Source organism: Anaerococcus sp. Marseille-Q7828 (assembly GCF_949769285.1).
GTDB lineage: Bacteria > Bacillota > Clostridia > Tissierellales > Peptoniphilaceae > Anaerococcus.
Map to the genome: position 1 here is coordinate 1,070,899 of NZ_OX458331.1, position 15,827 is coordinate 1,086,725.

At 34.8% G+C, this 15,827-nt stretch carries 14 protein-coding genes and 1 other annotated feature; all 14 genes read left to right on the forward strand.

What is annotated here, in order from left to right:
- Positions 1 to 70: 70 nt before the first annotated feature.
- Positions 71 to 835: an MBL fold metallo-hydrolase gene (locus QNH69_RS05025; RefSeq protein ID WP_282929480.1), complete on the forward strand. Its 765-nt coding sequence runs from the start codon at positions 71 to 73 to the stop codon at positions 833 to 835.
- A 75-nt stretch (positions 836 to 910) separates the two neighbouring features.
- On the forward strand, positions 911 to 1,765 hold the full coding sequence (locus QNH69_RS05030; RefSeq protein WP_282929481.1) for a DegV family protein: 855 nt from the start codon (positions 911 to 913) through the stop codon (positions 1,763 to 1,765).
- Positions 1,766 to 1,858: 93 nt separating this feature from the next.
- The gene (locus QNH69_RS05035) at positions 1,859 to 2,716 is read left to right on the forward strand and encodes a DegV family protein (protein WP_282929482.1); all 858 of its coding nucleotides are present in this window, start codon (positions 1,859 to 1,861) and stop codon (positions 2,714 to 2,716) included.
- Between the two features lie 44 nt (positions 2,717 to 2,760).
- Positions 2,761 to 2,878 (forward strand) — a sequence feature (ribosomal protein L20 leader region).
- The gene (gene infC, locus QNH69_RS05040; RefSeq protein ID WP_282929483.1) at positions 2,872 to 3,414 is read left to right on the forward strand and encodes a translation initiation factor IF-3; all 543 of its coding nucleotides are present in this window, start codon (positions 2,872 to 2,874) and stop codon (positions 3,412 to 3,414) included. Its footprint overlaps the feature before it by 7 nt.
- A gap of 3 nt (positions 3,415 to 3,417) precedes the next feature.
- Positions 3,418 to 3,615 (forward strand): 50S ribosomal protein L35, encoded by a 198-nt coding sequence (gene rpmI, locus QNH69_RS05045; RefSeq protein WP_044565627.1) that lies wholly within the window; start codon positions 3,418 to 3,420, stop codon positions 3,613 to 3,615.
- A gap of 22 nt (positions 3,616 to 3,637) precedes the next feature.
- The gene (gene rplT / locus QNH69_RS05050; protein WP_282929484.1) at positions 3,638 to 3,991 is read left to right on the forward strand and encodes a 50S ribosomal protein L20; all 354 of its coding nucleotides are present in this window, start codon (positions 3,638 to 3,640) and stop codon (positions 3,989 to 3,991) included.
- A 12-nt stretch (positions 3,992 to 4,003) separates the two neighbouring features.
- Positions 4,004 to 4,726 carry an RNA methyltransferase gene (locus QNH69_RS05055; protein WP_282929485.1) on the forward strand — a complete coding sequence of 241 codons (723 nt, stop codon included), beginning with the start codon at positions 4,004 to 4,006 and terminating at the stop codon, positions 4,724 to 4,726.
- 228 nt (positions 4,727 to 4,954) lie between these two features.
- Entirely contained in the window at positions 4,955 to 5,977 is a 1,023-nt protein-coding gene (gene pheS, locus QNH69_RS05060) for a phenylalanine--tRNA ligase subunit alpha (protein ID WP_282929486.1), read from the forward strand.
- Between the two features lie 8 nt (positions 5,978 to 5,985).
- On the forward strand, positions 5,986 to 8,373 hold the full coding sequence (gene pheT / locus QNH69_RS05065; protein ID WP_282929487.1) for a phenylalanine--tRNA ligase subunit beta: 2,388 nt from the start codon (positions 5,986 to 5,988) through the stop codon (positions 8,371 to 8,373).
- 8 nt (positions 8,374 to 8,381) lie between these two features.
- Positions 8,382 to 8,873, forward strand: a complete 492-nt coding sequence (zapA, locus tag QNH69_RS05070; RefSeq protein ID WP_282929488.1) for a cell division protein ZapA — start codon at positions 8,382 to 8,384, stop codon at positions 8,871 to 8,873.
- Complete coding sequence (locus tag QNH69_RS05075; protein ID WP_282929489.1) at positions 8,873 to 11,065, forward strand: U32 family peptidase; 2,193 nt, start codon at positions 8,873 to 8,875, stop codon at positions 11,063 to 11,065. Before zapA ends, QNH69_RS05075 begins: the two co-directional genes overlap by 1 nt.
- Positions 11,065 to 13,410: an endonuclease MutS2 gene (locus QNH69_RS05080; RefSeq protein ID WP_282929490.1), complete on the forward strand. Its 2,346-nt coding sequence runs from the start codon at positions 11,065 to 11,067 to the stop codon at positions 13,408 to 13,410. The genes QNH69_RS05075 and QNH69_RS05080 overlap by 1 nt, the downstream gene beginning before the upstream one ends.
- 14 nt (positions 13,411 to 13,424) lie before the next feature.
- On the forward strand, positions 13,425 to 15,125 hold the full coding sequence (gene argS / locus QNH69_RS05085) for an arginine--tRNA ligase (protein ID WP_282929491.1): 1,701 nt from the start codon (positions 13,425 to 13,427) through the stop codon (positions 15,123 to 15,125).
- Positions 15,125 to 15,826 carry a hypothetical protein gene (locus tag QNH69_RS05090; RefSeq protein ID WP_282929492.1) on the forward strand — a complete coding sequence of 234 codons (702 nt, stop codon included), beginning with the start codon at positions 15,125 to 15,127 and terminating at the stop codon, positions 15,824 to 15,826. The genes argS and QNH69_RS05090 overlap by 1 nt, the downstream gene beginning before the upstream one ends.
- Position 15,827 lies beyond the last annotated feature (1 nt).

A 15,827-nucleotide genomic window follows, 5' to 3' on the forward strand; every position in this document is an offset into this window, starting at 1 on the left:
CCTATTTGCCTATTATACTATAAATTGTTCAAAGATAATGGGTATAAAGCTAAAAAGAATTGGAGTATTTATGGAAACTATTATTACCTATGTTTACCACTCTTGCTACAGTGTGGAAACTAAAGATTTATTTATTGTTTTTGATTATTATAAGGGAAAATTAAATATTCCTGAAGACAAGGAAGTTATTTTTGTATCTACTCATGGACACTCTGACCACTACACATCAGAGATTTTGAAACTGCCAGACAGGGATAATATGACCTATATCCTATCTAGCGATATAGGAGAGCTTCCAAGTGATGAAAATATAGTTTTTATCAAAAATAACAAACTTACTATGGACCATCTAAAGACTTTGTATAAGGCTTGTAATGTTCATTTTGTAGATAAAAACATGACATACCAAATCAAATTAACTTCTGGTAAAATAATTGATGTCAAAACTTTTGGGTCTACAGATCTAGGCATATCAATATTGATGGATGTTGATGGTGTGAATATTTTCCATGGAGGAGATCTAAACTTTTGGGCTTGGCCAAGTAATGATGATTCAACCATGAAAAAAGAATACGATGACTTTATGGTTGAAGTTAATAAGATTAAGAAAGAAGAGATAGATATTTGCTTTTTTGCCCTAGATAATAGGCTGGAAGAGAACTATTATAAGGGAGCTGATATTTTTATTAGGGAAGTTAGACCAAAAGTTTTCTTTCCTATGCATTTTGGATCTAATGAGCAAGTATCAAAAAGATTTAAAGAAGATTATAAATACGACTTTACTGATGTGAGAGAGATAAAAGAAGAAAATCAAATAGAGATGATTTATAGATGATTAATGTGGTATAATATATTATTATATCTTAGAAATAAAGATATATTATATTCCGTTAATAAGTGAGGGAATAATATGGAAAAAATAGCAGTACTAGTTGACACTGCATCAGATATAGATATCAAAATGGCTGAAGAACTTGGCATATATCTTTTGCCTTTGTATGTTAACTTAGATAACAAGTACTATAAAGATAGGATTGATATTTCTCCAGACGAATTTTATGCTTGGATGGAAAAAAGCGACACAATGCCAAAGACATCTACTGCATCACCAGGAGATCTTACTGAGATTTATGAAAGAATCAAAAGTGACGGCTATAACAAACTAATAGCCATAAGTCTTAGCAGTCATTTCTCAAGTACCAATAATCTTATGCAGATGTTTGATGCAGATGGACTAGAAACTTATGTATTTGATAGTAAAAATCTTACTATGACCGAAGGATTTTTTGCCATCTATGCAAAGGAATTGATAGATCAAGGCTTATCTTTTGAAGAAGTCATAGATAAGCTAAATCAAAAGAGGAACGATTCTCACGTTTTCTTTACCTTGGAAACTTTCAAATACTTGGTGGAAGGAGGCAGAGTCCCAAGAACCTTTGGTAAAATTGGAGATGCTCTTTCAGTAAAACCAATCATAACTGTAAACCCAGAGGAGGGGACTTTCAAGTTAATGAAAGTTGCTAGAGGAGAGAAGAGAGTACTAAGAGAGCTTAAGAAAATTGGTGAAAGCTTAGTGGCCGATGTAAAAGATTATTACTTATTCTACGGACATGGTGGTTATGACCAAGCTCTAGCGAAAATAGAAGATAGTTTAGGCGATGTGATAGCCAATGCCAAGAAAGTATATAAGGTGCAGATATCACCAACTCTAGGGGCAAACACTGGCCCGGGCTTGTTTGGCTTTGGAATTTTTACACTAGATTAAGAAAAGTATTCATGGATTTGTCCATGAGTATTTTTGTATACAGGGAAATATTTTAATTTAGATATAATATATATAATAAGAAAAGGATTAATTATGGAAAAGATAGCAATAATAACAGACTCGACCGCTGATTTATCAGAAGCTTATATAAAAGAAAATAATATATACGTTGCAAATTTGTATGTTATTTTAGATGATAAGATTTATGAGGATAGAAAAGAGATAAAGGCTGATGATTTTGCAGCAATAAATGAATCCGACAGAGACTATACAGCAAAAACATCTGCGACTGCACCCGATGATTTTTCTAAACTTTTTGCAAAGGTAAAGGAAGATGGATACGACACTGCCATATATATAGGCATAAGTCCAAAGCTATCAGCAACACTTACAAATTCTAATCTTGCCGAAACAGGTGATCTTAAGGTTCACATTGTCGACAGTGGAAGTGTATCCTTGATGGAAGGAATAATTGTAAACTATGCAGTTGATTTGCTCAAAGAAGGTTTAGCTGCCGATGAGATAGTAGAAAAACTAAATTCTAGCATAGGTAAGCAATACTCTTACTGCTATTTTGACACCCTCAAATACCTCAAGGCAGGTGGAAGAATAGGCAAGCTTGCAAAAAGAGTATCTACTATATTTAATGTAAAACCACTATTGGTACTAGACGGAAAGGGAGATTTTGAACTAGTTAAGCTAAAACTTACCAGAGAAAAAGCCTACAAGCTAATAGAAGAAAAAATTAGAGCGGATATTGGGGATGCTGAAAATTATTATCTATTTTATGTATCTGGCAAGGATGATTATGTCATAGATGAGCTTAGGGAAAGACTTGTAGATATAGATTCTAAGGCTAAGAGTATCCACCAAGGGCGTTTTGGATCAGTTGTATCAGCCCATGCTGGTAGTAAGACCTTTGCTCTAGGATATCTAGTAATTAATGAGTAAAAAAGTCTTGACAAGATTTATAATTTAGGGTATTATACTTTGCATAGACAACGAAGAAGTACCCAATTACTCACCTACCGACATTGGTTTGTAGGTTAATAGTTTTAAAATTATATTTTTAAAATTTAAACGGGTACTTTGTGCCCGCTTTTTTTATGCAATTATACATTGGAGGTATAACTATAAAAGATTTAAGAATAAATGATGAAATTAGAGCTGACCAGGTAAGATTAATCGATGAAAATGGTAACCAAGTAGGTATTACATCTCTTCGTGACGCCCTAGACCGTGCTGATGAGAAAAGACTTGACCTTGTACTAATGAGTCCAAATGCAAAACCACCAGTTACTAGAATCATGGACTACGGAAAGTTCAAATATGATCAAGAGAAAAAAGAAAAAGAAAATAGAAAAAATCAAAAAAATGCTCAACTAAAAGAGACTAGATTTTCTTTAAATATTGAAGATAATGACTTGCAAACAAAGGCAAATCAATCTATCAAATTCTTAAACAACGGGGATAAAGTAAAAGTTTCTATTAGATTTAGAGGCCGTGAACTAGGACGCAAAGAGCCTGGCTATGAGCTGATGGACAAATTTACCCAAATGCTTGGCGATGCCGGTGTGGTTTACAAAAAGCCAAAAATGGAAGGTAGATCTCTAGTAATGTTTTTAGAACCAAATACAGATAAGGAGTAATATATGGCAAATAAAAATAAAACAAGAAGAGCAGCTGCAAAAAGATTTAAAGTTACAGGAAGTGGTAAACTTATGAGAAGAAAAGCTTATAAAGGCCACTTAACAGCAAAGAAATCTCCAGCAAGAAAGAGAAGACTAAGAAAAGGTGCTGTACTTTCAAAAGCTGACAACAAGAGAACAAAAGAATTATTAGGAATGTAATCTCAAAGGAAGGTAAGGAAAAATGGCAAGAGTAAAAAGAGGATTAAACGCTAAAAAAAGACATAAAAAAGTATTAAGACAAGCTAAAGGATACTACGGTTCAAAACACACTCTATATAGAACAGCCAACCAAGCTGTAATGAAATCACTAAACTATGCTTACATTGGACGTAAACACAGAAAAAGAGATTTCAGAAAACTTTGGATTGCAAGAATCAACGCTGCAGCTAGAGCAAACGGAACAAGCTACTCACAATTTATGGGTAACCTTAAAAAAGCAAACATCGATATCAACAGAAAAATGCTTGCTGAAATTGCAGTAGAAAACCCAGCTGAATTCACAAAATTAGTAGAACTAGCTAATCAAAACGCTTAATTAACAATATAGATGATTATAACTAGTAGTGATAATCAAAAATATAAATATATAAATAAACTTAAACAAAAAAAGTTTAGGGATAAGGAAAATTCCTTTATAGTAGAATCAAAAAAATTGGTAGAAGAGGCTATCTCTTCTGCTGATATTGATTTTATTTTTTTAAGCGAAGAAAACAAAGATTTCCAATGTGATTTGCCAAAGATAATTCTAACGAGGGAACTTTTTGATAAAGTCACTGGTATGGTTACAAGCGATGGCTTCGGAGCTGTTGTAACAAAGCCAGCTTATAAGGAAGTTTCGGCTAGTAGGGTCTTACTCTTAGACCAGATAAATGACCCTGGAAACATGGGAACAATCATAAGGTCTGCTGAAGCCTTTGGTTTTTATGACATTATCCTTATGCCCAAAACTTGTGACATATACAATGAAAAAACTTTGCGAGCCTCTATGGGCTCTATATTTAGATTGAATATTATAAAGAAAAATCTAGATCAAGTAAAAAAACTAAAAGAAAATTATGAGATGGTATCTGCCGACATGAGTGGGTATGATATTAATGAATGTGATATTGATGGCAATTTGATACTAGCCATAGGAAATGAAGCCAATGGTTTGTCAAAGGATATTAGATCTTTGACAGATACATTTGTCAAAATCCCTATGAAAGGTCAGATTGAATCACTAAATGCAGCTATTGCAGCTAGCATTATTATGAATAAACTTAGCTTGTGAATCGACAAAAGTTTAGCTATTCTTATACAGCAAGAGGGGATGATGAGAGCCTTTTAAGTTCCGGCTAGATAATTCACCGATGAAGCTTGATATGAAAATTGATACGGCTAAGCCCCGTTATAAGCTTATGAGTGGATTTTATTTTTATAAAATCAATTAAGGTGGTACCGCAGAATTTCTGTCCTTTTTAGGATGGAATTTTTTTATGCAAAAATTTAGGAGAAGATGATGGAAGCAAAACTTAATGACATACTGGCAAAAGCAAAAGGAGAAATCGAAGCTGCAAGTAGCCTAGATGATTTGGAAAAGGCAAGGGTTAAATATCTTGGCAAAAAGGGCCTTATTACAGACCTAAAGAAAAATATTTCTAAGTTGCCAAAAGAAGAAAAACCAATGGCTGGTAAGCTAATAAATGAAAACAGCAAAAAGATTGAAGAGGCACTTGGACAAAAAACTGAAGCCCTTAACAAAGAAATCCTTAAGGAAAAAATTAAAAAAGAAAAACTTGATGTGACAGCCAACTTTGATAGGCACGATAGTGGCCACCTATCACTAATCAACCAAACTCTAGATGATTTGGAAACAATCTTTCAAAATATGGGCTTTGAAGTTGTAGATGGTCCAGAAATTGACACAGTCAAAAACGTATTTGATGACCTAAACTCACCAGCAGACCATCCAGCAAGGTCAACATCTGATACTTTCTACATTACAGATGACATTTTGCTACGCCCACACACTTCATCAGTACAAATTCGCGTGATGAATGAGGGCAAACTTCCTATCAAGATGGTTTCAGCAGGTAGGGTTTTTAGAAACGATGAAGTAGACAGAACCCACTCACCAATGTTCCACCAATTGGAATGCTTGGTTGTAGATGAAAATGTGTCTATGGCAAATCTTAAGGCAACCCTTGAGACTTTTATCAAGGAAATGTTTGGCGATGATATAGAACTTAGATATCGTCCTCACCACTTCCCATTTACAGAGCCATCACTCGAAGTAGATGCAACTTGTCCAATATGTCATGGAGAGGGTTGTCCTGCTTGTGGTAATACAGGTTGGTCTATGGAACTTCTTGGCGGAGGTATGGTTCATCCAAATGTACTAGAAGCTTGTGGCATAGACAGCGAAAAATACACCGGCTTTGCCTTTGGACTTGGAGTTGATAGAATTGCCATGGTTAGATATGGCCTTGATGATATCCGCTTACTTTATGACAATGACAAAAGATTTATCGAACAATTTTAGGAGATATAATGTTAGTACCTTTAATTTGGCAAAATGATTATGTAAAAATCGACAAAGATATAAAAACTATTACAGATAGACTTTCAGAAACTGGATCTCACGTAGAAGAAGTTACTATAAGAACAAGTGACCTAAAGGGAGTTGTTGTAGGCCATGTCCTAGAACAAGAAAAACACCCAAATGCTGACAGACTCAAAGTATTAAAAATTGACATAGGCAAAGATGAGCCAACTACAATTATCACAGCTGCACCAAACACCAAGGTTGGAGACTATCTATTTGTCATAACAAGTGGAACAAAGCTTGATAATGGAACAGAAATTGGCGACCATGACTTTTTTGGTATAAATTCAGAGGGTATGCTCACTTCCTATAGCGAGCTAGGCTATCCAGACAATGTTATTCCAAAGGAACTAAAAGATGGAGTTATTATCCTAAATGGAGAATTTGAACCAGGAACTCCTGTAAGCGAAGTACTAAAATCAAATACTCCAGTTATAGAATATGAAATCACACCAAACAGACCAGATTGTCTTTCTATCATAGGTATGGCAAGGGAAAGTGCTGCAAGTTTTGGTCAAAAAATCAGTCTTCCTTCTGTAGATTATCCAGAAAGTGAAGAAAACATCATTGAATTGACAAAAGGATTGACTCTAGATTCTGATAAGTGCAACAAATTTATCCTAAGAGCTGTGACAGATGTAAAAATCGACAAATCACCTCAATGGTTACAAAACTACCTTATCCTTGCTGGTATGCGTCCTATTAATAACATAGTAGACATTACAAATTTTGTAATGCTAGAAACAGGTCAACCACTTCACGCTTATGACTTGGACAAAGTTTCTGGCAAAGAACTTATAGTAAGAGATGCAAAAGAAGGCGAAATCCTAAAGACCATTGATGGCGAAGAAAGAGAACTTGATCCATCTATGCTTGTAATAGCTGACGGAGAAAAGGCTGTTGGCCTTGCAGGAGTTATGGGTGGTTTCGACACTGAAGTAACAAATGATACTAAAAACATCTTGCTAGAAGCTGCTAACTTTGATTCAACAACAGTTAGGGAAACTTCCAAAAAACTAGGCCTTAGAAGTGAGGCATCAAACCGTTTTGAAAAAGGCATAGCTGTTGACATGGCTGACTTTGCATCAAAAAGAGCCCTAAAACTTATCTCTGACTTAAACATTGGTAAAGTTGCCAAGGGACTTCGCTGGGTAGGCAATGATAATAGCGAAGAAAAGTATGTAAATCTCAGGATTTCAAGATTAAATGCCCTAAGCGGAGTGGACTTCACCATGGATGAAGCTATAGAAAACCTCGAGCTTCTAGAATTTGAAGCCATAAAAATTGACGATAATACAATTAAGGCAAAAGTTCCTTTCTTTAGAACTGACATAGACATAGAAGCAGACCTCATTGAAGAAGTTGTAAGACTTTATGGTATGGGCAAGATTGAATCAAAACCACTAAAATCAACCCTACAAAGGGGCATCAGATCAAAGGCGAGATTATTGCGCGATGATTTGAAGAATGCCTTAGTTGGTCAAAAATTTTCTGAGATTACTACTTATTCTTTCATCTCACCAAAAGAATTTGACAGGATGGGCATAGAAAAAGATTCTAAACTTCGCGATACCATCAATCTTATCAACCCACTTGGTGAAGACTTCTCAGTTATGAGAACTAGTCAAATACCAAATATGCTGGATGTAATCTATAAAAATATCAATCGTGGCCAAAAAGACCTTAGACTATTTGAACTTGGAAAGGCATTTGTCAAATGTGATGATAAGCTCCCTAGAGAAGATGACACATTAACAATGGCGCTTTATGGTTCATATGATTTTTATGATATGAAGGATTTCTTTATCAAGGCTATGGCAAATGTTGGCTTAAGAGGATTTAGCTTTGTGTCAAATGAAACAAACCCAATTCTTCACCAGGGAAGGTCTGCAGATATCTACCTAAAAGATGATGAAATCGGTATGATTGGTGAAATCTCCTATGAAATTAGGGATGAATATAGTATCAAAAAGGGATGCCAAATACTAGAAATAAATCTTTCTCAAATCCTTGACCAAAGACAAGTAGAAAGAAAATATAAGCCTCTTCCAAAATATCCAGCTATCACACGCGACTATTCCTTTGTTACTGACAGGGATGTAGAATCCAAATTTATTGAAGATATAATTAGAAGTAAGGGAGAAGATTTGGTCAAAGAAATCGAACTATTTGACGTATACACAGGCGATCAGATTGCAGATGACAAGAAATCAATCTCATACAATGTAAGCTTCAGATCTGATGATAGAACCCTCAAAGAAGAAGATATGTCCGAGATAGAAAAAAATATTTTGAAGGAACTAGAAGAAAATAATATTATTTTACGTGGTTAGGAGTATAAATGTCTGAAAATAAAGTTCAAGTTGAAATTGACGGTGTAAACTACACACTTCTGACAGATGAAGATGAAGATCAAATCAGAGATATTGCAAAATACGTAGAAAAGAAAATCAGTGAAGTAAAATCACAACGTTTAAGCTTTGACAGAGAATTAGTTCTTACTAGTTTAAACATAGCCAATGACTTGTTCAATGTGGGCAATAAATACAATAACTTAAAGGAAGATTCAAGAGAGGCAGTAGAAAACTACCCAAGCCTTAGCGAAAATTATAAAAAAGCTATAGAAGAAAATGAAGATTTGAGAAATAGGCTTGATGAAAAAGTTGAGCAAAACAAAAATCTTGAAGAAGAAAATGCCAGCCTTTATAGAAAAGTTAAAAACAACGAAGAGTCCACAAAAACCATAGAAAAACTTAGAAATGAAGTAAAAAAACTCCAAGAAGAAGTTATCAGCTTAAAAGCAGAGAATGATAATTTTAAGGAAAAACTTTAATGACAAAAACTGAAATCCTAGCACCTGTTGGTAACTTCGACATGCTTTATGCAGGCCTTGCTGCTGGTGCTGATAGCTTTTATCTAAGTCTTGATGAATTTGGTGCAAGAGCCTATGCCGAAAATTTCACTATTGAAAATATCAAAGAAGTGATTGACCTAGTCCACCTCTTTGGAAAGAGGGTATTTATAACCATGAATACTCTCATAAAAGATAGTGAAATGGCAAAGGCTATTTCCTATGTGGAAAAACTTTATGAATACGGAACTGACGGGCTAATTATCCAAGATATAGGATTTTTCTCTATCATAAAAGATAAAGTTCCTGGCATGGAGCTTCATGCATCAACCCAGATGGCTGTTAGGGAATACTATGGGGCAAAATATTTGGCATCTCTTGGTTTTGATAGAATTGTCATAGCCAGAGAAACTCCAATAGAAGAGATTAGAAAAATCGCCAAACTTCCTTGCGAACTAGAAGTTTTTGTCCACGGATCCTTGTGTGTGTCCTATTCTGGCGAATGTTTGATGAGTTCATATTTTGGTGGCAGATCTGCAAATAGGGGCAGGTGTGCTGGACCTTGCAGGCAAAAATACCAGCTCATTTCAAATGGCAAAGTCCTTGCCGATGACTATTTTCTCAATATGAAAGATCTAAATGCCATAGACAATATAGACGAGCTTCTAGAAATTGGCGTAGACTGCATCAAAATCGAGGGTCGTATGAAGACAGCAGAATACGTATATACTGCTGTTTCTAACTACAGGTCCAAGATTTATGAGGATAATTACAATAAAAATGATTTACTAGACTCATCAAATAGAGGCTACACTGATGGTTTCATTTTTGGACAAAATAGAGACTATATAGTTTTGAAAGATGACAATAAGCATAGGTCTGTCGGAAAGATTGCAAGTGAAAAAGGTAAAAAATACTTCGTCAGCAATTCTAATCTTAATCTTGGAGATAATCTAGAAATCACAACTGATATGGGCAAGAAATTACCATTTACTACAACCAGAGCCTACAAGGCTGGAGAGAAAATTTTCCTAGATAAATATAAGGATGGCAAAATTAATTCTAATGTTCTTATGCTAAATTCTACTTCCTTAAATCAAGACTTAGAAGAAGGACTAACAAGATACAAAAATCTAGATGTAAAATTGCATTTTGAGGCAAAAATTGACGATTATCCAAAGCTTACAATAGTCCATGGCAAGCACACAGCAACTTACATTCACAATGTAAAAGCTGAAAAAGCTAGCAAAATTTCTATAACTGAAGCAGACGTCAGAGACAATTTATCCAAGTTTAATGATGAAATTTTTGAGCCAAGCTTGATTGAAGTTGATATAGAAGATGGGATTTTCCTTAGAAAAAAGGACATAAACCAATGCCGCCGCGAGGCTATTAGCTTACTTTGCCAAGAGATACTAAAGGATTATCATAGGGAAGCTTTCGAAATCACTCTGCCAGAACATAAGACAAGAGATAATATAAAAGCAGAGAAAAATATAGAGCTTTTGACTAACCATATATCAAGAGAATTGCTAGATGATTTTGACAATGTTTATATAAGATCCTTTGATAAAAAATATGCTGGACTTAACTTATACCTTAACCTTGACTCACACGATGATTATGATATTGAAAAGCTTTTAAGTTATATTAAAGAAAATAAAATTCATGGTGTGATTTTAAATAATTATAGGGATTTATATTTTATAGATGATTTCAAAAACAATGATATAAAAATTAGGATAGGCAGATATCTCAATGTTTTCAATTCCTATGCCTATGATTTCTACGCTGACTTTGCAGAAAGTATCACATCGTCGGTAGAAAGTGATTTTGCAACTATAAATAAACAAGACTTACAAGTGGAAGCCCTAGCCTATGGCAGGATAGAGCTTATGAATATGAGACATTGTCCATTTTCTGTTATTAAAAAATGTGGCTTAAAAGGATGCAAGACTTGTTCCTTTAACAACGCGAGTATGAAGTCCTTTGATGGTAACGAGATGAAAGTTATCCGCTACGGCTCATATTCTAAGATTTATCCAGAAGAAGCCAGTATAGTCGATATTAGTAAATTTACCAATCAGGTCTCACTGCTTTATTCTGTTATGGAAGATGATGACATAAAAAATACAATGAAGATATCCCAAAGATACGAGAAGGGAGTTATTTAATGCAAGAAAGAACTTTAGAAGTCCTAGAGTATAGGAAAATTTTAGAAGCCTTATCTAAAGAAGCACGCTCAATGCTGATTAAAAATAAAATTTTAAATTTAACTCCTATGACTGATATTGACGATATAAGAGAAGAGCTAGATCATACATCACAGATGTTTGGAGTTATCAAGAGATTTGGCAATATTGACTTATTTGGCCTCTATGATTTTACAGATATGATTTCCTATGTTAGGAAAAAGGGTATCCTAGAAGCCTACGAGCTCTTGCAAGTCAATGACTTACTTAGAGCTTGTGAATATCTCAAAGAATACGGTAAAGGCATATCAGAGCCTTATATAAAAGACCTATTTGATAGGATTAATACCGACGACTTTTTAAGAAAAGAGATTGAAAGATCAATCATTAGTGAGGATGAAATAGCTGACAATGCATCAGGGACCCTAAGAAATATCCGCAGGCAAAAGGCTCGTAAAGAACAAGAAATCAAGGCGAAACTTAATTCCTATGTGACAAATTCCAAATTTGATGACGTCCTTCAAGACAAGGTAGTTTCTGTAAGAGATGGTAGATATGTTGTTCCTGTAAGAACTAATAAGAAGTCAGCTATAGGTGGCATCATCCACGACAAGTCCTCAAGTGGCAATACTATTTTTGTTGAACCAGCTGCCATAGTTGAACTTAACAACCAGTTTAGGGACTTGGAATTAAAGGAAGAAGAAGAAATTAGAAGAATCTTGGATAGGCTATCAAGGCTTACAGAAGCCTTTGACGTGGAGATTTTAGCAAATCAACAAATAATGGGCCGCATAGACTTCTTGGCTGCCAAGGCTAAATATGCCATTAACAAAGAACACTCATTACCAAAGATTACAGATGAGAAAATAATGAGTCTAAAACAAGCCCGCCACCCATTATTGAAGGGAAAGGTTGTACCTATTGATGTCTCAATAGGAGGCGACTACCTAACTCTTATAATTACAGGACCCAACACAGGTGGTAAGACTGTATCACTTAAAACTGTTGGACTTATCAGTCTTATGGCCCAAAGTGGACTTTATATTCCAGCAGAAGAAGGGTCTATAGTAAATGTATTTGATGATATATATGTAGATATTGGCGATACCCAATCCATCGAAATGAGCTTGTCTACTTTCTCTGCTTCTCTTACTAATGTAGTAGATATTTTATCCAAAGCAAGCGATAAGTCTTTGGTATTACTAGATGAGGTTGGATCTGGTACTGACCCTACAGAAGGTGCAGCCCTAGCTATATCAATACTAGATAACCTTAGAAAAAGAAGGGTAATGACCTTTGCCACAACTCACTACAGTGAACTAAAATACTATGCTGTAGACACAGAGGGCGTGATGAATGCATCAGTAGAATTTGATGTAAACACTCTTTCTCCAACCTACAGACTAGAGATTGGTACACCGGGAAAGTCAAATGCTTTCGAAATTTCAAAAAGACTTGGTCTTGACCAAACAATACTCGACAACGCCCAAAGTCTTCTAGGAGAAGATACGAGAAATGTAAATAAGATTTTAGAACAGATCGAAGAAGATAGGAAAGTTCTTGAAGATAAAAACGTCGAAATCGATAGCTATAAGAGAGAAATAGAAAAGATAAAAAGAGAACTAGAAGCCAAATCCAAAGAAGTTGAGAAAGAACGCCAAAAAATTATAAGAGAAGCTGAAGATAAGGCCAATGAAATTCTAGAAAAGGCTAACAGTGAATCTCAAGAAATGCTAAAAGAGGCCAAAAAATCCAAAAATGCCAATACAAGTGACATCGATAGATCCTTAAACAACATTAGAAATAGATACAAGAAAAACAAGATTGATAGACAAAAAGACGGACTAAAAGTCAAAAAATCCAAAGATATACCAGATGACCTAAAAATTGGAGATAAGGTAATCATAGCGGGTCTTGGCGAAGAAGCAGAAGTTATATCTGCACCAGATCAAAAAGGCGATATCAAAGTCCAAATGGGTATACTAAAAATGGATTCAAATATCAAAAATGTAACAAAGATTGCAAGTGTCGATGAAACTAGAAAAAATATCAACAAAGTGTATAATGCAAAGAAAGTAGCGAGTTTTTCACCAACCCTTGATTTAAGAGGCCAAAGGCTAGATGAGGCTCTCTTAAAAGTAGACAAATATCTAGATGATGCCATGCTTACAGGCCTTGATGAAGTAAAGATTATCCACGGCATGGGGACTGGAGCACTTAGGAAGGGTATCACAGAATATCTTGAATCTAATAAAATGATTGGATCATTTAGAACTGGTAATGACAAAGAGGGTGGTTTTGGTGTAACCATCGTAAGCCTAAGTTAATATAAGGAGAATTTATGAAAGATCAAAAAGTAATTATTGCTAAAAAACTAGAAGAATTAGACCTTGGACTATCATATGACGAAATCTATGACCTAATAGAAATTCCACCACAAGATGATATGGGTGACTATTCATTCCCATGCTTTTCACTAGCAAAAATTAAAAGACAAAACCCAGCTCAAATAGCAAGCGAACTAAAAGATCAAATTGGCGAGCTTGAAACATTTGAAAAAGTTGAAACACTAAATGCTTATATAAACTTCTATTCAGACAAAGCATTTATCCAAAACCAAGTATTAAATGAAGTACTAAAAGAAAAAGAAAACTATGGTAAAAAACAAATTGGTACAGGAAAAAATGTAACCATAGACTTCTCTGCTCCAAATATTGCAAAACCATTCCACATTGGTCACATAAGATCAACTGTAATCGGTGATGCTATCAGAAACATCTACAAAGCTTTGGGCTACAACACAATAGGCATCAACTATATAGGTGACTATGGTACACAATTTGGTGTAATGATTGCAGCTTACAAACTTTGGGGAGACAAAAAAGCTATAGATGCTGACCCAATCAATGAATTATTAAAACTATATGTAAGATATAATACAGAAGCCGAAGATGATCCAAAGATGATGGATGCAGCTAGACAAGAATTTAGAAATCTTGAAGAAGGCCAAGAAGAAGCTGTAGAATTGTGGCAATGGTTTAAAGACCTTTCACTTAAAGAATTTGATAGAGTATATGCAATGCTTGATATCGAATTTGATAACTACCACGGTGAAAGCTACAACGCTGCTGCAGAACCACGTGTAATATCAGAACTAAAAGAGAAAAACTTATTAGTTGATTCTGAGGGAGCTCAAATCATTGACCTTACAGATGAAGACCTTCCACCAGCAATCATCCTAAAATCAAATGGGTCAAGTGCTTATATCACAAGAGATATTGCTACAGCAGAAAACCGTGATATTGAATATGGCTACTACAAAAACTTATACGTCGTAGCAAGCCAACAAAACCTACATTTCCAACAATTAAGAAAAATCTTAAAGAAGATGGGTCACGATTATTGGGAAGATTGTATCCACATTCCTTTTGGCCTTGTATCTATGAAAGATAAGACGCTATCAACAAGACGTGGTCACGTTATCTTTCTAGAAGACGTACTAAACAAGGCAATTGAAAAGACAAAAGAAATCATGGCTGACCGTGATGCTGATATAGAAAATATCGACGAAACAGCTCAAATTGTTGGTATTGGTGCTGTTAAGTTCCAAGAGCTATACAACAACAGAATCAAAGACTATGTATTTAACTGGGATAACCTACTAAACTTCAACGGTGAAACAGGCCCATACGTACAATACACCTACGCTCGTGCAAAATCTGTACTTGCTAAAGCAGGCAAAGAAGAATTTGCAGAACTTGACTTCAAGAACTTAAACACTCCAGAAGAAATGGCTCTTATTAAATCAATAGCTGGCTTTGAAGATTCATTAATAAAAGCACACGACAAATATGAACCATCAATCGTTTCTAGACAAATCATGGAAATAGCCAAGAACTTCAACAAATTCTACAATGCTCACCAAATCATGGTAGAAGATGAAGATGTTAAAAACGAAAGACTTGCTCTAACATATGCTGCTTCTATTGTTATCAAAGAAGGACTAGCATTACTTGGAATCAAAACTGTTGAGAAAATGTAATGAATGATAGGCTAAAGGACTTTATTGAAGTAACTGGCAAGGCTTTTAAAGAAAGCTTTGCCAAGTTAGACAAAGTATATATAGCATTTATAGTTATATTAGCTAGAGCCTTTTACCAGAATTATAAAATGACAGGGATGTTTTCAAGAACTATGGCAGGGGGGCTAATCAATTACTTTATTGATGCTGCCCTTCTTTGCTTTGTAGCACAATCCTTGAGAAGTCTTGTAGTTTATGGCAATCCTGGCAAAAAATCTATAGGAAACTCCCTAGGTAATTTTTTTCAGCCAATATTAAGTACAGTCTTCTACTATTATCTTATAAGCATGGTATTATCAATTATCCAAAGAGGCATGAACTTTGCGGGCTATTTGATAACAATGGTAGCATTTGAATTTTTTATGTCGGCAATGGTAGAAGAAGTGTATATAAATGGCAAGTCAGGATTTGATGCAATAAAATCATCAGCAAAATTTGTTTGTGACAATGTTATAACCTATGGCATCCTATCTTTAATATTCATAATTATTGGAGTTTATTTCACTTATAACTTCACCTACGGACTAAGCCTAGGACTTACAAAGGCTGGATACATTTTGATATATGCAGTTTTTGAGCTATTATTTTATCTGGTTAGGGGACATCTATTCAAATACTTAAACGATCACCCATACCGCCAAAGAAAGTTTATGAGATATTAAT

Coding starts and splice junctions, on each gene's coding strand:
- QNH69_RS05025 (WP_282929480.1), top strand. CDS start 71: ATGGAAACTATTATTACCTATGTTTACCACTCTTGCTACAGTGTGGAA.
- QNH69_RS05030 (WP_282929481.1), top strand. CDS start 911: ATGGAAAAAATAGCAGTACTAGTTGACACTGCATCAGATATAGATATC.
- QNH69_RS05035 (WP_282929482.1), top strand. CDS start 1,859: ATGGAAAAGATAGCAATAATAACAGACTCGACCGCTGATTTATCAGAA.
- infC (WP_282929483.1), top strand. CDS start 2,872: ATGCAATTATACATTGGAGGTATAACTATAAAAGATTTAAGAATAAAT.
- rpmI (WP_044565627.1), top strand. CDS start 3,418: ATGGCAAATAAAAATAAAACAAGAAGAGCAGCTGCAAAAAGATTTAAA.
- rplT (WP_282929484.1), top strand. CDS start 3,638: ATGGCAAGAGTAAAAAGAGGATTAAACGCTAAAAAAAGACATAAAAAA.
- QNH69_RS05055 (WP_282929485.1), top strand. CDS start 4,004: ATGATTATAACTAGTAGTGATAATCAAAAATATAAATATATAAATAAA.
- pheS (WP_282929486.1), top strand. CDS start 4,955: ATGGAAGCAAAACTTAATGACATACTGGCAAAAGCAAAAGGAGAAATC.
- pheT (WP_282929487.1), top strand. CDS start 5,986: ATGTTAGTACCTTTAATTTGGCAAAATGATTATGTAAAAATCGACAAA.
- zapA (WP_282929488.1), top strand. CDS start 8,382: ATGTCTGAAAATAAAGTTCAAGTTGAAATTGACGGTGTAAACTACACA.
- QNH69_RS05075 (WP_282929489.1), top strand. CDS start 8,873: ATGACAAAAACTGAAATCCTAGCACCTGTTGGTAACTTCGACATGCTT.
- QNH69_RS05080 (WP_282929490.1), top strand. CDS start 11,065: ATGCAAGAAAGAACTTTAGAAGTCCTAGAGTATAGGAAAATTTTAGAA.
- argS (WP_282929491.1), top strand. CDS start 13,425: ATGAAAGATCAAAAAGTAATTATTGCTAAAAAACTAGAAGAATTAGAC.
- QNH69_RS05090 (WP_282929492.1), top strand. CDS start 15,125: ATGAATGATAGGCTAAAGGACTTTATTGAAGTAACTGGCAAGGCTTTT.